Genomic DNA, 18,948 nt, shown 5'->3' on the forward strand with positions numbered 1-18,948 from the left:
CGGTGTGTTCCGGATGGTTGTCAGGGGGGCGGCCCGGCAGCGTCGTGAGGGGGGACGGACAACGCTGCCGGGCCGGCGGAGTGCGGGGGTACCGCCGTACCACCGTCTCGCCGTATCGCCTGACGGACGGGGTCAGTTCATCCAGGAACCGCTGCCGGCCCGGCGGCGCGAGCGCAGCCAGACCATGCCGCCGCCGACCAGCAGCGCCACCGCGGCACCGGAGGCCGCCGAGACCATCATCAGGGTGTCGTTGTTCCACGACGCGGCGAACGAGGTCATGGAGCCGGTGAGGCCGGACGACTTGGTCTCGGCGCCACCACTGCGCGGGTCGGAGCCGGAGTGGGGCAGGGCCACGTACGGGAACTTCTTCTCGAAGCTCTTGTCGTTGGCGTCCACACCGTCGCTCAGGTCGACCTTCTCGCCGAGGAGCGCGCCCTCGACGACCTGGAGGGCGATGTCGACGACGTCGTCGGTGAGCCGGCGTCCGTTCGGGAAGCCCGCGTTGTCACCTTCGAGCACACCGAGCCGCTTGGGGTCCTTGGCCGGCTTGATGGAGGTGTTGAGACGCAGCATCTCCGAAGGGGTCACGTTCGGGGGCTGGTTGAGGTCCTTGACACCGGTCAGGAACACCGACACGAGGTCGTTGCGCGGCTCGGCCGGGGCCTTGATCTTGTAGATGGCCTCGATGAGCTTGGGCAGCTCGGGCTCGGTGACGTTCTTCAGGAAGTCCGCGTCGTTCTCGGGCGAGGACGCGTTGAACTTGTCCTTGTCCTTGAGCGGGTTGACGACCTCGTTGACCAGCGGCATGCCGAGGCGCGACACCTGGGTCCACTCGCCGTAGGCGTTCTGGCGGGAGGTGGTCGAGTAGATGCCGACGATCGGCTGCTTCTTCGACTGGCGGATCTGGGAGGTCGGCACCTGAAGGGCGATCGTGTTGACGTTGTAGCCCTTGAGCGTGTCGTTCCCGACCTCCGAGAGGTCGGCGCCGTACAGCAGGTCGAAGACGCGCAGATCGAGGAAGAACGAGTCGTCGGCCTGGCCGGCGAAGGTCTTGATCCCGCCGTTGAGGCGCTTGATCGCCTGGTCGCGCAGGGTCTGGTAGTGCGGCATGGACGCCTTGCCGACGTTCGAGGGGGCGACCGGCACGTTCTTCGCCAGCTGGTACGTCGAGACCTCCTTGCCGTTCTTCAGCTGGATCAGCTCGATGTTGTACGTCTGGGTGAAGTTGAGGGTCTCGTCGTAGAGGCTCTTCACCACACCGGTGTTGTACAGGAAGGTGTGTTCGTTCTTCCGGTGGTCGTTGAAGGTGTACCGGTAGATCAGGTCGTCCTTGGCGTCACCGTCGTTGTCGATGTGAATGTCGTAGCGCGCGTCCTTGGCGAACGGGAAGAAGTTCGGGCCCCCGGCCGGCTCCTGGAAGGGCAGCCAGTTCGCGATGATTGTGGTGGTGTTGGGGCTGTCGGGGCTGACGAACGCGTACACGTCCGTGTTGTCGAGCTGCGGCTGCCCGGAGATCAGGGGCGCCTCACGGTGGCTGGAGGCGTTCGCCGTGCCCGGCGCGAGCGCCGCCACGCCGACGGATGTGAGCCCTCCCGCGGCCAGCGCGCCGCACGCGAGCATCGCGATGCTCTTCCGTGCTCGCCATGCCCGCTCGTTTCTGGTGTCTGTGGTCATCTCGCCCGTCCTTCGTCCGTCATCGCGCACGTCCTGCTTGCTTGCCCGTCCCATACGTACGCGGAGGCCGTCTTGTTCGGCGTTGATCGCGAGAAGCTGCGTGGATCACTCCGCCGGTGGGGCCGCGCACGTCGCACAAATACCGTCGGACAGTGACGAGACGGACGCGTCCGGCGCGGGCCGGAATCGACCGATCACACCGGCTCTGACCTGCGAAAACACTGGTTCGGGCGGGTGGGATGGTTTCCTCGCGCGGCTGTTCTTCGCCGAAGATGAAATTCTTGCCGCGCGGGCCCGCCGATCGCCCTCGACGGCGGACCCGGCGCACAAGAGATACGACGGGGTGACGGCCGGCCCGGCCGGGGTACGGTCACCCGGACGCGGCGTCGGCGTAACGGCGCGCCAAGTGTGCGAAGGCGTTCCTGAGTTCGGCCGGTCCGACGACCTCGATATCGGCGTCGAACCGGCCGATGGCGGCGGCCAGACCGGCCCATGACCACGAGCCGAGGACGAGCCGGCAGCGGTCCGGGCCGAGCTGCTCGACCAGTCCGTCGCGCGCGTAGCGCGAGACGACGGCGGCGGGCAGATGGAGGATCACCTCGCCGCGGCAGGGCCAGCCGCCGGAGCCGTCCGCGCCACCGGACCCGTCGAAGCCGTCGAAGCCCCGGAATCTGCTGTTCACGAAGGCGGCGACATCCCCGCCGGGCAGCGCGCGCGGGGTGAACCGGGGGCCGGTGGGAACGCGCGGGGTGATGCGGTCGGCGCGGAAGATCCGCCAGTCCTCCCGGTCGAGGTCCCAAGCGACGAGGTACCAGCGCCCGCCCCGGGTGACGAGATGGTGGGGCTGCGTCCGGCGCGCCCGGGACCGCGCCGGATCGTCGTCCGCGCCCGGCGCGGAGACGGAGGCGTAGTCGAAGCGCAGCGTCTCGCGGGCGTGTACGGCGGCACCGAGTGCCATGAGCACACCGCTGTCGGCGCGCGGTCGCGTGCCCTCGGCGGGTCCGTCCACGGTGGTGACGCGGAAGGTGTCGATACGGTGGCGCAGCCGGGCGGGCATGACCTGCCGGACGGTGGTCAGGGCGCGCGCCGCGGCTTCCTCGATACCGGCGCCGCTGGTGGTGGCGGCCTGGAGTGCGACGGCCAGGGCGACGGCCTGCTCGTCGTCGAACAGCAGCGGCGGCAGATCGGCGCCGGCGTCGAGCCGGTACCCGCCGTCGGGCCCTTTGAAGGCCACGATGGGATAGCCCAGCTCCCGCAGCCGGTCGACATCGCGGCGCACGGTGCGCGGGCTGATCTCCAGCCGCTCCGCCAGGAGCGCGCCGGGCCAGTCCCTGCGTGCCTGGAGCAGCGAGAGCAGGGCGAGCAGTCGTGCTGAGGTCTTCGGCATGGCTCCATTGTCGCGCCGAGTAGCGGACACATCCTGGCCGCTACCGCTGCGACTGTGGGCCGTACCGGAGAAACCCGGGCCGGTACGACCCGGGCCCGTACGACCCACGCCCGTACGACCGGACCCACCGTCCGCCGTCCACCGAAAGGACCGATCACCATGACCACCACCCCCGCCTCCCCCGCCGACGCCGAGCGGGCCGACCTGCTCAACGAGCTGGCGACCGCGCGCGCCGCCCTGACCGCCACCGTGAGCGGACTCGACGACGGGCGGGCCGGCGAGCGGCCCACCGTCAGCGCGCTCTGTCTGGGCGGGCTGATCAAGCATGTCGCGTCCGTCGAGGAGTCCTGGCTGCGCTTCGTGCTCGACGGTCCGTCGGCGATGCGCTTCGACCTGCCCGAGGGCGTCACCTGGGCCGACTTCATGGCCGGGACCGCGCGTGAGTTCCCTCGGTGGGCGATCGAGCGCGAGGCCGACTTCCGGATGCGGCCCGGCGAGACGCTCGCCGGGATCCTCGCGCGGTACGAGCGGGTCGCCGCCCGGAGCGAGGAGATCATCGCCTCCGTACCGGACCTGTCGCTGACGCATCCGCTGCCGGAGGCGCCCTGGAACGCGCCGGGCGCGGAGCACAGTGTGCGCCGGGTGCTGATCCATGTCATCGCCGAGACCGCCCAGCACGCCGGGCACGCGGATATCCTGCGCGAGACCCTCGACGGCCGGAAGGCGACGTGAGCCGGCCGGCCGTGCTCTCCACCCGGGCGCTCAACCGCGCCACGCTCGCCCGGCAGTCGCTGCTCGATCGCGCCGGGCTGCCGGTCCTCGACGCCGTCGCGCGACTGGGCGGCCTCCAGGCGCAGGAACCGCAGGAGCCGTTCGTCGGGCTCTGGTCGCGGCTGCGGGCGTTCGACCCGGAGTCGCTCTCCGGCCTCCTCGTCGGACGGCGGGTGGTGCGGACGCATCTCATGCGCCGCACCGTCCACCTCGTCACCGCCGAGGACGCCCTGGCATGGCGGGCGCGCCATGACGCGATGCTGCGGCAGCGGGTGCTCGGTGTGTACGGCGGCGAGCTGGCCGGGACGGACCTCGACGCGCTCGCCGCGGCGGGCCGGGCGGTCATGGCCGACGGCGAGCCCCGCACGATGGCCGAGCTGACGCGGGCGCTCGGTGAGGGCCCGGGGGCCGGCCCCGTGTCGGAAGCGGCACCGGGTCCCGGGGCGCGGGCGCTGGGGGAGATGCTGGTCGCCGCCCTCGTGCCGATGGCGCAGCTGCCGCCGCGCGGGCTCTGGCGGACCCGGGCGGGCGTACGCAATGTCATGCTCTCGTCCTGGCTGGGCCGCGAGATCGACCCGCTCTCCCCCGACGGCTCCGACCCGGTGGGCCAGGCGCTGGTCCGGCGCTATCTCGCCGCGTACGGGCCCGCCTCCACGGCCGATCTGCGCGCCTGGTGCGGTCTCGCCGGGCTGCCGGCCGCGGTGGCCGCCGTACGCGAGGAACTGGTCGCCTTCCGCGACGAGCGGGGCCGGCGGCTGCTGGACCTCCCCGGCGCGCCGCTCCCCGACCCGGACACGCCCGCTCCGGTACGGTTCCTGCCGGCGTTCGACAACGCGATCCTCGGTTACCAGGACCGCGGGCGGATCATCGACGACGTCCATCGGGGCCTGTCGGTGACCGGCGCGCGCGTCGTCCTCGTCGACGGCCGGACGGCCGCGACCTGGACCGTCCGGGACGGCGCCGTGCTCGTCACCCCGCTGCGCCGGCTCTCCCCCGCCGACCGTACCGAAGTCGCCGAAGAGGGAGGGCGGTTGGCGTCGTTCCTCTCCGACGGCGGGAGCGATCACGTACGCGTCGAGGCGTTCGCCGGGTGAGCGGCGCGTTCATCCGGCGAGGAGGTCCGCCACCTCGGCGTCGAAGAGCAGCCCGGGGTCGAAGCCCATCCCGTTGAAGTGGCCCGCGAGTTCGAGGGACAGGACGCCGTGCAGCCGGGTCCAGAAGGTCAGGGCCCGGTGGACGGCCGGGGTGGGCGCGGGGCTCCCGTCCGCCCACTGCCGGTGGTCCTGGAGATGGGTGTCGAAGGGGGACGCGGGCCGGTCCGCGCCGAGCGCCGCGCAGGCGTCCAGCAGCGTCGCCATGATCTCGGCGGCGATCGCGGTGATGTCGTCGGGCGCGTGGTAGCCGGGGACGGGGGTGCCGTAGACGAGGAAGTAGCGGTGGGGGTCCGCCAGCGCCCAGCCGCGCAGGGCGTGCGCGAGCGCGGTCGCGTCGGCGCCGGCCCCGGCGGCCGCCCGGAAGGTGTCCGCGAGGCTTCGGTAGGCGTCCCTGATCAGCTCGGTGATCAGCTCGTCGCGGCCCGCGAAGTAGCGGTAGAGCGCGGGCCCGCTCATGCCCATCCGCTTGGCGATCGCGTTGAGGGAGAGCGCGGACGCCCCCGCCGTGGCGATCTGCTCCCACGCGCGTTCCTTGATCTCCCCGCGCACCTGGGCGCGGTAGCGCTCGCGAGGGGTCTCCGTGCCCGTGCCCGTATCCGCCATGGCCTGCCGTCTTCCGTCCGTCTCCGCGTCAGAAATATACTATCGCTCCAGTGAGAGCCTATCACTCCCGTCATCCTTCAGGAGGACGGAGCCGGGGCGGCTCGTGCGTTTTCAGCAGGGGAAAGTACCGGCAGACGCAGGATGTCGTTAAGTTGTCGGCTTGTCAGTATTGACTGCCGTCGCCCCGTCACGGTGGACGGAGAGGTGGACGGAAAGAGAGCGCGATGAGCACCCCCTGGCAGCGCCACCTGGCGGCACATCCGCGGGGTGTGGACATCACGATGGTCCTGGTGCTGTTCGCCGTCGCCGTCGGTGGCAGTGCGCTCACGGGATCCGCCTTCGGGAGGCACCTGCCCGTCTGGCTCGCGGTGCTGCTCTCCGCCGTCTCCGCCACCGCGCTGCTGGGCCGCCGCACCCATCCCCGTACGGTCGTGGTGGTGACCGCGCTCAGCGCCGTGTGCGAGGGCGCGGTGGGATATCTCCTCACTCCGCTGTCGCAGGCTCCGCTCATCGTGGCGCTGTTCTCGCTCGGGCTGCGCACCGACCGCAGGACCACCCGGATCTACGCCGTGGTGACGCTCGCGCTGCTGATCGTCACGGCCCTGTTCGCCGACCCGCTCAGTCACAATCTGCTGCTCACGACCCTCAACCCCGTCGCCTGGGTGTTCCTGCCCGCGGTCCTGGGCAGCGCCGTCCAGCTGCGCCGGGCCTATCTCGCGGCGCTGCGGGCCCGCGCCGAGCACGCCGAGCAGACCCGCGAGGAGGAGGCCCGCCACCGGGTCGCCCAGGAGCGGATGCGTATCGCCCGGGAACTGCACGATGTCGTCGCCCACCACCTGGCCCTGGCCAACGCCCAGGCCGGTACGGCCGTACACCTCCTGGCGACCCGTCCCGAGCAGGTACGCGGCATGCTCGAAAGCCTGGCGGAGACCACCTCGTCGGCGCTGGTCGAGATGAAGGCCACCGTCGGGCTGCTGCGCCAGGACAACGAGGCGGACGCACCGCTGGGGCCCGCGCCGGGACTTGGGCAACTCGACGATCTGGTCGCGGCGTTCACCGCCGCGGGGCTCTCCGTCCGTACCACCGTCGAGGGCGGTCCCCGGCCCCTGCCCGGCGGTGTGGACCTGAACGCGTACCGGATCGCGCAGGAGGCGCTGACCAATGTCACCAAACACTCCGTCACCCGCTCCGCGGACGTGCGTCTCGTCTACCGCTCCGACCGGCTGACACTGACGGTCACCAACGACGGCACCGGCGCTCCGGCCACGCCCGCCCCGGGGCGCGGCTTCGGTCTCATCGGTATGCGGGAGCGCGCGCAGTCCGCCGGTGGGACCCTGTACGCCGGCCCCCGCCCGGGCGGCGGTTTCGAGGTGATCTGCACACTGCCGCTGCGGCGCCGTCAGGAGGAGGGTGAAGCAGGGGGCTCCTGAGCGGGGATCACGCGCGGAAGTCGGCGATCCACCGCGCGGTGGCCCCGAGTCCGCCGAAGGTGTAGAAGTGCAGCTTCAGAACGCCGTGGCGCCGCGGGTCGTACCCGCTCGCCAGGTCGTGGAGAAAGCGGTCGGGGCCGGCCGTGCCCATCAGGTTGGTCAGCGAGAATCCGTACTTCCTCACGATGGAGGTGCTCGTGCCGACGCCGAAGCGCGTGGCGTACGCCATCAGCCGCTTGGCGCCGGCGGGACCGGGCACCCCGACACGCACCGGTGCCTCGATGCCCCGGGCGCGCAGGGCCTCGACCCAGGTCAGGACCGGGCCCGCGGCGAAGCCGAACTGGGTGATGACATCGCCGGACAGCCCCTGCTCCGCGAGGGCCGCCGTCTTCTCCGCCAGCGCCGACCAGAGCACCGGACCGGCGATGGCGGGATGCCCCTCGGGGTAGCCGCAGATGCCGACGTGCCGCACGCCGTACGTCCGCAGGAGCCCGGACCGGATCAGCGCGAGGGAGTCGTCGTACGGGCCGTGGGGCGTGGTGGGGTCGCCGGCGACGACGAAGACGTTGTCGGCCGTGCCGTCGGAGCGCAGTGCGGCGAGCAGCTCCACCAGCTCCGCCTGTGAGCGCAGCCGGCGGGCCGACAGATGCGGTACGGGGACGTACCCGAACCGGCGCGCGGCCCGGGTGGCGGCCAGCCGCTGCGCCGGGTCCTCGTTGCCGAGGAAGGTGACGTTGATCCGGGTACCGGCCGGAATGAGTGCGCGGGCCTCTTCGAGCGCGGGGGCGTCCTTGCCCGTCATCTCCAGGGAGAAGTCCGCCAGCAGCGGGACGACGGCCGGGGCGGCGGCCGTGGAGAGGGGATCCATCGTGCGCGTTGCTCCTCGTCCTGGGGGTGCTTGTTCCGGGTTCCTTGCCGTGTTCTCCCTGGGGCACGGAGTGCCACCCGGGAACGAAGATACGCGGTGGGGTTCCGCGCACCCCGGCCCGGGCGGCCTGACGTGAATTCGCCGTCCCGCCGCGCCCGTCCGTACCGGCCCCCGTATCGCCCGGGTAACGGGGACCGGCCCGGTGCGTTATCTGAAACACGCCCTTGACGTGGGGTTTTCCTGTCCGTTCAGCTCTCGCTCAGGTGCTGTTTTTGTTCAGTGTCAATTTCTATTGCTCCCGAATCTGTCCGGCCCCATCGTGTAGCCATCGCATATCGGCCACGTACCGAACGGGGCGCCACCACTCATGTCTCAGATCACCATCGGCCCTGATTTCCAGCGGCCCGGCCCGGAGCTGGCCCGGTCGTTCGACGGCCTTCAGGTCTCGGCTCTCGGCCATCTGACCGACTTCGGATTCCCGCGCGGGCTACGGGCGGTGACCACCGCCCGGCGGTTCGCCGGACCGGCGCTCACCGTCCGGATCCCGCATCTCGACTCGACCGCCGTACATCTGGCCATGGAGCGGGTGCGCCCCGGCGATGTCGTGGTGATCGACCAGAGCGGCGACGAGCTGCGGTCCTCCTTCGGCGGCACACTCGCTGCCGTCGCGGCGGCCCGGGGCGCCGTCGGCGCCGTGTGCGACGGCTCGACCAACGACGTGGACGAGATCGACGCGCTGGGGTTCCCGGTGTACTCGCGCGGAGTGACCGCGCTGACCACACGGATCCTCGGGCTGGAGGGCGCCGTGAACGTGCCGGTGTGTGTCGGTGGCACCGTCGTCCTCCCGGGCGATCTGGTCTTCGGCGACGAGGACGGCGTCGCGGTCGTCGAGGGACGACACGCCGCCGCCACCGCCCGCCGACTGCGGGAATTCCAGGAGCGGTTCGCCGAGGCGGACTGGCTCGCGCGGATACGCGACGGAGTGCCGCTGGCCGAGCTGAGCGGCGCCGCCCGCTTCGCGCCCGCGCCCGGACCCGCCGCCGGGGCCGGAACCACTGCCGGAACCACCGCCGCCGCCACCACCGCCCGGGCCGGCCGATGACGTACCGCATCCGGGTCGCCGCCGCGCAGTTCGCGCCGGTCGAGGACTGGCGCACCAACCTCGCGCGCTGCCGTGAGCTGGTCGACCGGGCCGCGGCCGAGGGCGTGGAACTGCTCGTCTTCCCCGAGGCGTCGATCGCCCGGCTGCCCGACGGCGCGCGCGCCGTCACCGCGGCCCAGCCGCTGGACGGCCCCTTCGTCGCCGGACTGCTGGCGCACGCCGCGCCGCATCCGATGACGGTCGTCGTGGGCACCCTGGTCCCCTCGGACGACGGCCGGGCCTTCAACACCCTGGTGGCGGCGCGCGGCGGCGAGGTCGTCGCCACGTACCGGAAGCTGCACCTGTACGACGCGTACGGCATCCGGGAGTCGGACTCGATCGCCCCGGGGCAGCAGCCCGCCGTGACCTTCACCGTCGGTGGTCTCACGGTCGGCCTCATGACCTGCTACGACGTACGGTTCCCGGAGCTGGCCAGGCTGCTGGCGGAGCGGGGCGCGCAGTTGCTGGCGCTGCCCGCCGCGTGGTTCGACGGGCCGCTGAAGCGGGTCCACTGGGAGACCCTCTGCCGGGCCCGCGCGATCGAGAACACCTGCTATCTGGTGGGGGCGGGCGCGGCCGGCCCCCACCGTGTCGCCGACAGCCTGGTCATCGACCCGGCCGGCGCCTTTGTCTCCCGGCTCGACGACGGAAGGGGGCTGGCCGTCGCGACGGCCGACTCGGACGAGGTCGCGCGGGCCAGGGCCCTCTCCCCCCTCATGAAGCAGCGGCGCTTCACCATCAATCCCGTACCGGTCCCCGCGGACCGGGCGGGCTCGGCGACCTCGACACCGAATGGGGAACACTGACATGAGCAAATCCACCGGAGCCCGTACAACCGCGGTCCGCGCGGCCGGAATCCGTACCGCCGGAGTCCGTACCGCCGGAGTCCGCGCGGCCGTCGCGGCGGTCGCGCTGACGCTCTCTCTCGCCGCCTGCGGCTCCTCCGCCACCGGGAAGCCGGCGGACGGCGCGTCGGACCGTACCGGAGGCGGCGGCGCGGCCACCGGCGACGCGGCCAACTCGGCGGCCACGGCCGACTCCGCCCTGCACGACGCGCTGCCCGAGAAGGTCAGGAAGGCCGGCGAACTGGTCGTCGTGATCCCCGGCACCAACCCGCCGTGGTGGGAGAAGTCCGGCGGCACCTACACCGGAGCCGCCGCCGACCTGGTCAACCAAGTGGGCGCGATCCTCGGGGTGAAGGTGCGGTACGTCGCCGTGCCCGACCTCGCGGGCGCCTTCGCCGCCGTCGCCTCGGGACGGTACGACGCGGGGTTCAACCCGTACGGTGACACCGGGAAGTCCGCCAACACCGACATCGTCGACGTGGTCCAGGAGATCGTCCCGTTCCTGGTGCCCAAGGGGAACCCGAAGAAGATCGACGGGCTCGGCGCGCTCTGCGGTACGTCGGTCTCCGCCCTGGGACCGGCCGGCGCGGGCTCCGCGTACGCCATTCTCACCGAGCAGTCCGCGGCCTGCGAGAAGGCCGGCGACCCGGCCGTCCGTATCGTCGCGGTCAAGGGGGTGCCCGACGGGATCCTCGCGGTGAAGTCCCGGCGCGCCGACGCCTTCTTCGGCTCGGGCGCCGCGCTGTTCCACTACGCGAAGACCTCCGACGGCGCGCTCGAAGTGGTCGCCACCGAGGCCGACACCGGCTTCTCCAACCTCTACCAGGGGATGATCGTCCCCAAGGGATCGCCGCTCGCCGAGCCCGTGCTCGGCGCGTTCAAGAAGATTTTCGACAGCGGTGACTACGCCCGGATCATGAAGGGCGCGGGTCTCGAACGGGAGATGCTGGACGCGCCGGGCATCAACCTCAAGAAGCAGGTGTCCTGATGGCCGCGTCCGGGACCGGACCGGCGGCGGTCGGTACGGCGGCCGTACGGGACGAGAGCGACAGCGGCAGCGGCGCCGTCCTTGTCGACGGCGGTGGTGTGGAGGGCGGTGTGGAGAGCGGCCCGGTGGATGTACGGGACGCCGCCCGGCCGCCCCGGCCGTGGACCTGGGTCGCGGCGGTGGCCGCCCTGGTGCTCGCCGCCCAGTTCGCGACGATGCTGGTGCGCAACCCGAACTTCGAGTGGGATGTCGTCGGGCACTACCTCTTCAGCGCGGAGATCCTCCGGGGGCTGCTGACCACCCTGTACATGACGGTGATCGCGATGCTGATCGGCATTGTCTTCGGCGGGGTGCTCGCGGCCTGCCGGGTCTCGGACAATCCGGTGCTGCGGCTCTTCGCCGGTGGCTATATCTGGGTGTTCCGGGGCACTCCGCAACTGGTGCAGCTGGTGTTCTGGTTCAATATCGCCCTGCTGGTGCCGACGCTCGGTCTCGGCGTGCCCTTCGGCCCCACCTTTCTCCAGGCGGACGCCAACGCGGTGATCACCCCGTTCCTCGCGGCGATCGTCGGGCTGGGGCTGCACGAGGCCGCGTACCAGGCGGAGATCTACCGGGCGGGTCTGCTCTCGGTGGACGAGGGGCAGATCGACGCGGCGCGGTCGGTGGGTATGACACCGGGCGCGGTGTTCTTCAAGATCCAGCTCCCGCAGGCGATGCGGTTCATCGTGCCGCCGACGTTCAGCCAGATCATCGGGATGACCAAGGGCACCGCGCTGGTCAGTGTGATCGGCGGCGCCGAGCTGCTGTTCGCCGCGCAGGAGATCTACAGCAGCACCTTCCAGACCATCCCGCTGCTGATCGTGGCGTGCGTCTGGTATCTCGTCGCGACGACGGTGCTCAACTTCGTCCAGTACTTCATCGAGGCCCACTACGCCAAGGGCGCGGTCCGCGTGCCGCGGAGCGGGATCCAGGCGCTGGCCGCCCGGCTCCTGGCCCGGCGGACGGCGGCACAGACGGCACAGGTGGCTCAGACGGAACGGACCGCGGACCGCGCGCCCGACGACGAGCACACGCACGGCAAGGAGCGGGACCATGGGTAACCGGCTGCTGGAGGTCACCGGGCTGCGCAAGAGCTTCGGCGCCACCGAGGTCCTCAAGGGCGTGGACCTGCACGTCGACGAGGGCGAGACCGTCGCGGTACTCGGCCGGTCGGGGTCGGGCAAGTCCACCCTGCTGCGGTGCGTCAACTGTCTGGAGCTGCCGACCGGCGGCTCGATCACCCTCGACGGCGAGCTGATCGGCTTCGAGCGGCACCGGGGCGGCGCCCGCCGGCTCACCGAGCGCCGGATCGCGGTCCAGCGCCGCCGGATGGGCATGGTGTTCCAGAACTTCCATCTGTTCCCCAACTGGACCGTGCTGCGCAATGTCACCGAGGCGCCCCGGCGCAACCGGGGGCTGTCCCGGCCGGACGCCGAGCGGCTCGGCATGGAGCTGCTGGACCGGGTCGGCCTCGCCGACCGCGCCGCCTCGTACCCCCGGCAGCTCTCCGGCGGCCAGCAGCAACGGGTGTCGATCGCCAGGGCGCTGGCGATGGAGCCGCGTCTGCTGCTCTTCGACGAGCCGACCTCGGCCCTCGACCCCGCCAATGTCGAGGAGGTCACCTCGGTCATGCGCGATCTGGCCGGGGCGGGGGCCACGATGATCGTCGTGACCCACGAGATGGAGTTCGCGCGCCGGGCGGCGAGCCGGGTGGTGGTGATGGACGACGGACTCGTCGTGGAGGACGGCCCGACCGGTTCGGTGTTCGGGAACACCCGCAGCGCGTTCATGCGACGGTTCCTCCAGCAGCCGGACACATAGGCGAAGCGGAGCCGGTACGGCGCGGTGGGGCGTCGAGCGGTACGGCACACCACAGCGCGGCACAGCAGGGCGCGGCACGGCCCAGCACAGCGCGGCACGGAACGGAGTGGAGCGGCACGGTGACGGACAGGCCCAAGTACGACGCGCGGTGGTTCTCGGCGCACATCGACGATCCGAGCGCGCGCACGCTGGCCTCCCAGGTCGCCCGGCTGATCCGGGCGGGCGATCTGGTCCCCGGCGACCGGCTGCCCCATGTCCGTTCGCTGGCGGCCGAGTTGAGGATCAGCCCGGGCACCGTCTCCTCGGCCTGGGCACTGCTCAAACGGCGCGGGCTGCTGGTCGGCCGGGGCAAGTCCGGTACGCGCGTGTCCAGTCCGACGAGTCTGGCGGCGTCGCTCGGCGGACTGGCCACCCTGGGGCACCAGTTGGACCTGCGGCTGCTCTACCCCGACCCGGCGATGCTGCCCCCGCTGGAGCGGGCGCTGACCCACGCCGCCCGGCTGGCCCGGCTCGACGAGTACTACGACCGGCCGATCCTGCCCGAGCTGCGGGCGGTGCTGGAGCCCCGGTGGCCGTGTGCCAGCGAGTCCTTCGTGGTGGCGAACGGCGCCTCGGACGCGCTGTGGTCGACGCTCCAGTCCATCTCCGTACCCGGCGACCGGATCGCCGTCGAGTCCCCGAGCCAGCCGCAGCTGCTCACCCTGATGACCGATCTGGGGCTGGAGCTGGTCGAGGTGGCGGTGGACGAGCGGGGGCCCGTCCCGGGCTCCCTGCGCGAGGCGCTGAAGACCCGTCCGGTGGCCTTCTTCTACCAGCCGCAGGCCCAGGTGCCGACGGGCGCGACACTGCGGCCCCGGCGGGCGGCCGAGCTGGCGGATCTGCTGGTCCGCTGGCCGGGGACCACGGTGGTCGAGTACGACGACCTGAACGTGCTGGCCGCCGATCCGCTGCCCAGTCTGGGGCACCGGCTGCCGGGCCGTACGGTGGTGATCCGGTCGTACGAGAAGTCGTACGGCCCCGACCTGCGGCTGGCCGTCGTCGGCGGGCCGCAGAGCGTCATCGAGGGCATCCACGCCCAGATCCGGCTGACCCGGCAGTGGACCTCCCGGATCCTCCAGGCGACCCTGGCCTGGCTGCTGGCCGATCCCGGCACCACCCAGCTGCTGGCGGACGCCCGGGACACCTACCGCGGGCGGCTGCGCGCGCTGGCCGACGCGCTGGCGGAGCGCGGGGTGGTCACCCACGCGTCCGAGGGCTTCTGCCTCTGGGTGCCGGTGGCCGACGAACGCGCGGCGGTCGAGCGGCTGGCCGCCCACGGGGTGCTGGTCTTCCCGGGCTCCGGCTGCTATCCGCACCACGCGCGCGCCCACATCAGGATCGCCACATCACGGCTCGACGGCGACTACGAGGAGCTGGCCGACATCGTCCGGCACGCCCGGCAGACGCTGTGAGGCCGGGCGACGCGCTCAGTGACAACCACAGGAGAGGACGGGAGGGAACACCATGAGAATTCCCGACGCGGGACCGCTCCCGGCGCTGGCCTGCCCGGCCGACCCGCGGTTCAGCTCGTATCTGTATCTGCCGCGCCGCCGGACCGGGCCGGTCCCGCTGGTGGTCGCCGTCCACGGCACCGACCGGCGCGCCGAGTCGCTGCGCGACGCGCTCGTGCCGTGGGCCGAGGAGCGCTCGGTGGCCGTGCTGGCACCGCTCTTCCCGGGCGGGCTGGGGGACGCCGACGACATCGACGACTACAAGTTCCTGCGCACCGCGCACGCCGACTTCGACCGGGTGCTCCTCGCCATGGCCGACGACGCGGTACGCCGCTTCGGTCTGACGGCGGGCCGATGGGGTCTGGTGGGTTTCTCGGGCGGGGCGCAGTTCGCCCACCGGTTCCTGCTCGTCCATCCGGAGCGGGTCGCGGCGGCGGCGATCTGCGCGCCCGGCAATGTCACCCGTATCGACCCGGCGGCGCGGTGGTGGCCGGGGACCGGGGACTTCGCGGACCGGTTCGGCGCCGCGTGCGATCCCGTACGGCTGCGGGAGGTCGCCGTACAGACGGTGGTCGGGGCGCTGGACGACGGCGCCGAGCACATCACCCTGGCCCCCGGCGCGCGCTACTGGGCGCCCGGGGCGAACGACGCGGGCGCCACCCGGGTGGCGCGTACGGCGGCCCTCGCGGCGAATCTGCGGCGGTACGGAATCGGGGTGCGCGAGGTCCGGCTCCCGGGCGTCGGGCATGACTTCGGCCCGATGGTGCCGAGCGTCACCGGCTTTCTGGACGACGCGTTTCTCACCGCCTTCGCCGCCGAGCACCCACGAGAGGAAGAGACGAGATGAGCGACGAGACGACCGGTCGGACGGGTTCCGTGGAGTTCGGCCCGTGGCGCACCTGGTACCGCGTCAGCGGCGGGGGCGCGCCGGACGCCGTACCGCTGATCGTGATCCACGGCGGTCCCGGCTGTACGCACGACTATCTGCTGTCCCTCACCGATCTGGCCACGCCGGAGCGGCCGGTCGTCCACTACGACCAGATCGGCAACGGCCGCTCCACCCATCTGCCGGACCGCCCGGCCGGGGAGTGGACGGCGGAGTTCTTCATGGCCGAACTCCAGAACCTGGTGGACCGGCTGGGCTTCTCCTCCTTCGACCTGCTCGGGCAGTCCTGGGGCGGCATGCTCGCCGCCCAGTACGCCACGGGCCGCCCGGCGGGGCTGCGCCGGCTGGTCATCGCCAACTCCCCGGCGGCCATGCGGCTGTGGATCGAAGGGGTGGGCCAACTCCGCGCGGACCTGCCGGAGTTCGTCCAGGAGACCCTGACCCGGCACGAACGGGCCGGCACCACGGGGAGCGCGGAGTACCGGCTCGCCTCGGAGGTTTTTTACGCCCGCCATGTGTGCCGGCTGGCACCTTGGCCCGAGGAGGTCGTACGGACCTTCGCGCAGGTGGACGCGGACCCGACGGTGTACCACACCATGAACGGGGTGAACGAGTTCCATGTGACCGGCACCCTGCGGGACTGGAGCGTGGTCGACGACCTGCCCCGGATCGCCGTACCGACACTGCTCGTGACCGCCCGCCACGACGAGGCGGCCCCGGTCGCCTACCGCCCCTTCCTGGACCGCGTCCCGGACTGCCGCGAGGCCCACTTCGCCCACTCCAGCCACATGCCCCACGTGGAGGAGCGGGAGCGGTTCATGGCAAGCGTCGCCGCCTTCCTCGACACCACCCCCGCCCCCGCCTGACCCGGCGCCCCCTCAGACCGGCGCGCCGGCCCGCCGTATGTGCAGATGCCCGTCCCTGGGGAAGGGCGGCCGCGCCGGGAGGATCCGGTGGAACGCGTATCCGGTCTTCTCCGCGGACTCCGGACCGGGGCCGGTCCGCTTCATGACCACGTTGCCGACCAACCGGCCTTCCGGTCCGGGTCGGGTCGATGGGGATCAGGCCGCGCGGTTGCCCGCGATGCGTCGTACTTCGACCATGTCCCAGTAGTAGGGGCGGATTTCGGTGATCAGGCCGTCCTCCAGCAGGAAGCACTCGGCGACCGGCATGGTCCACGGCGCGCCTTCGGAGTCGGTGCCGTACAGCTCGACCAGGCCGATCACCCGGTGCGGGCCGTCGGCGACGATCTCCTGGACGGTGAGGCCCTCGATGCCGAGGGCGGCGAAGGTCCGGCCGCCGGCCACGCCCGCCTCCGGGCCGATCCGGGTGCCCGGCACGGGGTGGCCCGGGGCCTGGGTGACCCGGTAGTCGGGGCTGTGCAGGGGGCCGAGAGCGGACAGGTCGCCGGCGATGACGCCGTCGTACAGCCGACGGACGGCCTCGCGGTTGCGCTCGGTGGCGGTCTCGGTGGTCTCGGTGCTGGTCATGGTGGTGGTTCTCCTCTCCTGGCCGCGACGGTGCGCGGCGTTACGGTGCGGCGGTGGCCTGCGTCAGGGCGGGCGGCGCGAGGGCGGCGAAGGCCGCGTCGAGCAGGTCGCCGATGTCGGGGCGGCCGTCCGCGGCCGTCCAGTGGTCGACCGCGATATCGAGGCAGTCCAGCGCGGCGGCGGCCCTCACCAGCAGGTCCAGCTCCCCGGACCGTACGGGGCCGGACCGTACGGAGCCGCTGTGGCGGCGCTCGGCCAGGGCGCCCGCGAGGAGCGGGCGCCAGCCGCACTGCTTCTCCAGGTTCCTGGCGTGGAGCGAGGGCGTCTGCCGGATGAGGAGGGCCGTCGCCAGGGCACCGGCCGGATCACGGCGGTACTCCTCCGCGACGATGTCCAGCCCCCTGCGCAGCGCCGTCCAGTCCTCCTCCTCCGGGGGACGGGCCCGTACGGTCTCGGCGACCCGTTCGCCCCGGGCGTCGAAGGCGGCGAGGACGGCGTCCTCCTTCGTCTCGAAGTAGCGCAGGAACGTGTTGCGTGACACCCCCGCCGCCCCGGCCACGTCATTGATGGTCACCCGGTCGAAGCCGTCCCGCCGGAACAGCTCGAAGGCCACCTGCGCCAACTGGGCCCGGACGGCGGCCCGGGCGATGTCTCGCGTCTTACGCACGTCTCCGCTCACACCCCGCACTCTACCCACATTCCGACTCTATGTGTCACTAGATTGACTCATGCACTATCATGAGACTCAGTCCCATCAAAGAGATCGAGCACCACCGACACAAGGAGTGCGCCATGAGCACAAGCACGGCCGCGGAGAACAAGAACATCGCGGTGACCTTCTTCGAGCACCTCATGACCGGGGCCCTCGACGCGGCCCTGGCGCTGGTGGACGAGGACGCGGTCTGGCGGGTCTCGGGCCGGCCGGACGCCATCCCGCTGGCCGGCGCGTACAAGAAGTCGGAGATCGGCCGGCTGGGCACCCTGGTCGCCGAGGTCATGCCGGGCGGCGTACGGCTGACCCTCACCGCGGCGACCGCCGAGGACGACCGGGTCGTGATCGAGGGCACGTCCCAGGGGGTCTCCCCGGCGGGAAAGACGTACGACAACCAGATCTGCTTCAGCCTCGTCGTACGGGACGGGCTGATCCGGTCCGTGCGCGAGTACTACGACACCATCCACGCCAACGACGTCCTGTTCGACCGGACTTACCCCGCCGAGACCCTCGGCGCCCGCCAGGAGACCGTCTGACGGGAGCGGGTTCACGGATGGCTCGCGCCGATCCGCGCCAAGGGCAGCCGTTATCATGGGGCCGACCGTCAGGAAGCCCGGCGTCCCCTGTTGCGAGAGGGCCATGGACCGACCCGCCAAGCGCGCCACCAGCGCTGATGTCGCCCGCGTCGCCGGTGTCTCCCGCACCACCGTCAGCTTCGTCCTCAACGACAAGCCCGGCCAGACGATCCCGGCGGAGACCAGGCGCCGGGTCCTCGAAGCCGCCCGGAGCCTCGCGTACCAGCCGCACTCCTCCGCGCGCGCCCTGGCCGCCGGGCGCAGCGACATCGTCCTTCTCTCCCTTCCCGCGATGCCCATCGGCGCGGGCATCAGCAGGTTCATCGAGGAGCTGGCGACCGCGCTGGCGGAGCACGGGCTGACCCTGGTCACGCATCTGTCGGGGGCGCAGGTGCGACCGCTGCCGGCCGTGTGCGCGAGCGTCAACGCCTCGGCGGTGATCGGGTTCGAGCCGTTCGACGCCGACACCGCGCGGGCCCTCCATGGCGCGGGCGCCGTGTTCGTGTTCCCGTTCCGTACGGCGGACGCGGACCCGATGCGGTCGGTCGGCCGCCTCCAGGCCGCGTATCTGATCGGCCGCGGACACCGGCGTATCGGCTACGCGATGCCGCTCAGCCGGGGACTGCGCGCGATGGCCGAGGACCGGCTGGACGGCGCGGCCGAGGCGTGCGCCGAGGCCGGGATCGACGCGCCCGTCGTCGCGAGCACGGACCTGGAGGCCGCGACCGCGGCCCGGGCGGTGAGCGAGTGGACCGCGCGGTCCGTCACCGGGGTCTGCGCCTTCAACGACGAGACGGCGATCGCGGTGCTGGCCGGTATGCGGACACACGGACTCGCCGCCCCCGCCGATCTGGCCGTGGTCGGGATGGACGACATCCCCACCGCCCGCCTGACGGTCCCGCCGCTCACCACTTTCGCCTTCGCCCTGGCCGATCTGAGCAGACGCCAGGCGAAGGCGATCGTGGCCGGGCTCGCGGGCGGCGTCCCCAGCGCTCCCCTCGCCGCGATCGCCCCCCGGCTCGTGGAGCGCGCGTCCGCCTGAGGCGGCCCGAAGAAGCAGTCCGGCGGGGCTGC

Annotated in this window: 20 protein-coding genes; 13 read left to right on the forward strand and 7 right to left on the reverse strand. The window is 72.1% G+C overall.

Going from position 1 to position 18,948, the window contains the following annotated elements; all coding sequences use genetic code 11:
• Nucleotides 1–132 precede the first annotated feature (132 nt).
• Both DVK44_RS00385 and DVK44_RS00390 read right to left on the reverse strand, forming a co-directional pair.
• Nucleotides 133–1,674 carry a DUF4331 domain-containing protein gene (locus DVK44_RS00385; protein ID WP_114657587.1) on the reverse strand — a complete coding sequence of 514 codons (1,542 nt, stop codon included), beginning with the start codon at nt 1,672–1,674 and terminating at the stop codon, nt 133–135.
• 370 nt (nt 1,675–2,044) lie between these two features.
• The gene (locus tag DVK44_RS00390; RefSeq protein WP_114657589.1) at nt 2,045–3,061 is read right to left on the reverse strand and encodes a helix-turn-helix transcriptional regulator; all 1,017 of its coding nucleotides are present in this window, start codon (nt 3,059–3,061) and stop codon (nt 2,045–2,047) included.
• Nucleotides 3,062–3,220: 159 nt separating this feature from the next.
• Between DVK44_RS00390 and DVK44_RS00395 the strand changes: the two genes are divergently transcribed.
• Nucleotides 3,221–3,793, forward strand: coding sequence for a DinB family protein (locus tag DVK44_RS00395; RefSeq protein ID WP_114657591.1), 573 nt, complete (start codon nt 3,221–3,223; stop codon nt 3,791–3,793).
• On the forward strand, nt 3,790–4,926 hold the full coding sequence (locus tag DVK44_RS00400) for a winged helix DNA-binding domain-containing protein (RefSeq protein WP_114657593.1): 1,137 nt from the start codon (nt 3,790–3,792) through the stop codon (nt 4,924–4,926). Before DVK44_RS00395 ends, DVK44_RS00400 begins: the two co-directional genes overlap by 4 nt.
• 9 nt (nt 4,927–4,935) lie before the next feature.
• Here the strand turns inward: DVK44_RS00400 and DVK44_RS00405 are convergent, their stop codons facing one another.
• Entirely contained in the window at nt 4,936–5,589 is a 654-nt protein-coding gene (locus tag DVK44_RS00405) for a TetR/AcrR family transcriptional regulator (RefSeq protein WP_114657595.1), read from the reverse strand.
• A 224-nt stretch (nt 5,590–5,813) separates the two neighbouring features.
• Here DVK44_RS00405 and DVK44_RS00410 point away from each other — a divergent pair, with 224 nt between their 5' ends.
• A complete protein-coding gene (locus tag DVK44_RS00410) occupies nt 5,814–7,019 on the forward strand; it encodes a sensor histidine kinase (RefSeq protein ID WP_114657596.1) in 1,206 nt (401 codons plus the stop codon).
• A gap of 7 nt (nt 7,020–7,026) precedes the next feature.
• On the opposite strand, the gene DVK44_RS00415 is transcribed toward DVK44_RS00410, so the two are convergent.
• The gene (locus DVK44_RS00415) at nt 7,027–7,887 is read right to left on the reverse strand and encodes a methylenetetrahydrofolate reductase (protein WP_114657598.1); all 861 of its coding nucleotides are present in this window, start codon (nt 7,885–7,887) and stop codon (nt 7,027–7,029) included.
• A 367-nt stretch (nt 7,888–8,254) separates the two neighbouring features.
• Between DVK44_RS00415 and DVK44_RS00420 the strand changes: the two genes are divergently transcribed.
• The 8 genes from DVK44_RS00420 (at nt 8,255) to DVK44_RS00460 (ending at nt 15,963) form a co-directional block, all read left to right on the forward strand.
• On the forward strand, nt 8,255–8,989 hold the full coding sequence (locus tag DVK44_RS00420; RefSeq protein WP_114657600.1) for an RraA family protein: 735 nt from the start codon (nt 8,255–8,257) through the stop codon (nt 8,987–8,989).
• Nucleotides 8,986–9,834 (forward strand): carbon-nitrogen hydrolase family protein, encoded by an 849-nt coding sequence (locus tag DVK44_RS00425; RefSeq protein ID WP_228446925.1) that lies wholly within the window; start codon nt 8,986–8,988, stop codon nt 9,832–9,834. Before DVK44_RS00420 ends, DVK44_RS00425 begins: the two co-directional genes overlap by 4 nt.
• 1 nt (nt 9,835) lies before the next feature.
• Nucleotides 9,836–10,861: a transporter substrate-binding domain-containing protein gene (locus DVK44_RS00430; protein WP_114657602.1), complete on the forward strand. Its 1,026-nt coding sequence runs from the start codon at nt 9,836–9,838 to the stop codon at nt 10,859–10,861.
• A complete protein-coding gene (locus tag DVK44_RS00435) occupies nt 10,861–11,961 on the forward strand; it encodes an amino acid ABC transporter permease (RefSeq protein ID WP_114657604.1) in 1,101 nt (366 codons plus the stop codon). The genes DVK44_RS00430 and DVK44_RS00435 overlap by 1 nt, the downstream gene beginning before the upstream one ends.
• Nucleotides 11,954–12,721 (forward strand): amino acid ABC transporter ATP-binding protein, encoded by a 768-nt coding sequence (locus DVK44_RS00440; protein ID WP_114657606.1) that lies wholly within the window; start codon nt 11,954–11,956, stop codon nt 12,719–12,721. Before DVK44_RS00435 ends, DVK44_RS00440 begins: the two co-directional genes overlap by 8 nt.
• 119 nt (nt 12,722–12,840) lie before the next feature.
• Nucleotides 12,841–14,172 (forward strand): aminotransferase-like domain-containing protein, encoded by a 1,332-nt coding sequence (locus tag DVK44_RS00450; protein ID WP_162793603.1) that lies wholly within the window; start codon nt 12,841–12,843, stop codon nt 14,170–14,172.
• A 52-nt stretch (nt 14,173–14,224) separates the two neighbouring features.
• Nucleotides 14,225–15,058: an alpha/beta hydrolase gene (locus DVK44_RS00455; RefSeq protein ID WP_114657608.1), complete on the forward strand. Its 834-nt coding sequence runs from the start codon at nt 14,225–14,227 to the stop codon at nt 15,056–15,058.
• The gene (locus DVK44_RS00460) at nt 15,055–15,963 is read left to right on the forward strand and encodes a proline iminopeptidase-family hydrolase (protein WP_114657610.1); all 909 of its coding nucleotides are present in this window, start codon (nt 15,055–15,057) and stop codon (nt 15,961–15,963) included. The genes DVK44_RS00455 and DVK44_RS00460 overlap by 4 nt, the downstream gene beginning before the upstream one ends.
• 12 nt (nt 15,964–15,975) lie before the next feature.
• Here the strand turns inward: DVK44_RS00460 and DVK44_RS00465 are convergent, their stop codons facing one another.
• From DVK44_RS00465 to DVK44_RS00475, 3 genes are read right to left on the reverse strand one after another with little or no spacing between them, the layout of a single operon-like run.
• Complete coding sequence (locus DVK44_RS00465; protein ID WP_408055277.1) at nt 15,976–16,107, reverse strand: hypothetical protein; 132 nt, start codon at nt 16,105–16,107, stop codon at nt 15,976–15,978.
• Between the two features lie 51 nt (nt 16,108–16,158).
• Nucleotides 16,159–16,587, reverse strand: a complete 429-nt coding sequence (locus DVK44_RS00470; RefSeq protein ID WP_114657612.1) for a nuclear transport factor 2 family protein — start codon at nt 16,585–16,587, stop codon at nt 16,159–16,161.
• A gap of 40 nt (nt 16,588–16,627) precedes the next feature.
• Nucleotides 16,628–17,266 (reverse strand): TetR family transcriptional regulator, encoded by a 639-nt coding sequence (locus DVK44_RS00475; RefSeq protein WP_228446926.1) that lies wholly within the window; start codon nt 17,264–17,266, stop codon nt 16,628–16,630.
• Nucleotides 17,267–17,379: 113 nt separating this feature from the next.
• Between DVK44_RS00475 and DVK44_RS00480 the strand changes: the two genes are divergently transcribed.
• Nucleotides 17,380–17,835: a nuclear transport factor 2 family protein gene (locus DVK44_RS00480; protein ID WP_162793605.1), complete on the forward strand. Its 456-nt coding sequence runs from the start codon at nt 17,380–17,382 to the stop codon at nt 17,833–17,835.
• Nucleotides 17,836–17,938: 103 nt separating this feature from the next.
• Nucleotides 17,939–18,916 carry a LacI family DNA-binding transcriptional regulator gene (locus tag DVK44_RS00485; protein ID WP_162793607.1) on the forward strand — a complete coding sequence of 326 codons (978 nt, stop codon included), beginning with the start codon at nt 17,939–17,941 and terminating at the stop codon, nt 18,914–18,916.
• Nucleotides 18,917–18,948 lie beyond the last annotated feature (32 nt).

This window comes from Streptomyces paludis (assembly GCF_003344965.1).
Taxonomy (GTDB): domain Bacteria; phylum Actinomycetota; class Actinomycetes; order Streptomycetales; family Streptomycetaceae; genus Streptomyces; species Streptomyces paludis.

Bases quoted from the DNA above. Each gene is read 5' to 3' on its own strand.
- DVK44_RS00385 (WP_114657587.1), bottom strand. From the start codon at position 1,674: ATGACCACAGACACCAGAAACGAGCGGGCATGGCGAGCACGGAAGAGC.
- DVK44_RS00390 (WP_114657589.1), bottom strand. From the start codon at position 3,061: ATGCCGAAGACCTCAGCACGACTGCTCGCCCTGCTCTCGCTGCTCCAG.
- DVK44_RS00395 (WP_114657591.1), top strand. From the start codon at position 3,221: ATGACCACCACCCCCGCCTCCCCCGCCGACGCCGAGCGGGCCGACCTG.
- DVK44_RS00405 (WP_114657595.1), bottom strand. From the start codon at position 5,589: ATGGCGGATACGGGCACGGGCACGGAGACCCCTCGCGAGCGCTACCGC.
- DVK44_RS00410 (WP_114657596.1), top strand. From the start codon at position 5,814: ATGAGCACCCCCTGGCAGCGCCACCTGGCGGCACATCCGCGGGGTGTG.
- DVK44_RS00415 (WP_114657598.1), bottom strand. From the start codon at position 7,887: ATGGATCCCCTCTCCACGGCCGCCGCCCCGGCCGTCGTCCCGCTGCTG.
- DVK44_RS00420 (WP_114657600.1), top strand. From the start codon at position 8,255: ATGTCTCAGATCACCATCGGCCCTGATTTCCAGCGGCCCGGCCCGGAG.
- DVK44_RS00425 (WP_228446925.1), top strand. From the start codon at position 8,986: ATGACGTACCGCATCCGGGTCGCCGCCGCGCAGTTCGCGCCGGTCGAG.
- DVK44_RS00430 (WP_114657602.1), top strand. From the start codon at position 9,836: ATGAGCAAATCCACCGGAGCCCGTACAACCGCGGTCCGCGCGGCCGGA.
- DVK44_RS00435 (WP_114657604.1), top strand. From the start codon at position 10,861: ATGGCCGCGTCCGGGACCGGACCGGCGGCGGTCGGTACGGCGGCCGTA.
- DVK44_RS00440 (WP_114657606.1), top strand. From the start codon at position 11,954: ATGGGTAACCGGCTGCTGGAGGTCACCGGGCTGCGCAAGAGCTTCGGC.
- DVK44_RS00455 (WP_114657608.1), top strand. From the start codon at position 14,225: ATGAGAATTCCCGACGCGGGACCGCTCCCGGCGCTGGCCTGCCCGGCC.
- DVK44_RS00460 (WP_114657610.1), top strand. From the start codon at position 15,055: ATGAGCGACGAGACGACCGGTCGGACGGGTTCCGTGGAGTTCGGCCCG.
- DVK44_RS00465 (WP_408055277.1), bottom strand. From the start codon at position 16,107: ATGAAGCGGACCGGCCCCGGTCCGGAGTCCGCGGAGAAGACCGGATAC.
- DVK44_RS00470 (WP_114657612.1), bottom strand. From the start codon at position 16,587: ATGACCAGCACCGAGACCACCGAGACCGCCACCGAGCGCAACCGCGAG.
- DVK44_RS00480 (WP_162793605.1), top strand. From the start codon at position 17,380: ATGAGCACAAGCACGGCCGCGGAGAACAAGAACATCGCGGTGACCTTC.
- DVK44_RS00485 (WP_162793607.1), top strand. From the start codon at position 17,939: ATGGACCGACCCGCCAAGCGCGCCACCAGCGCTGATGTCGCCCGCGTC.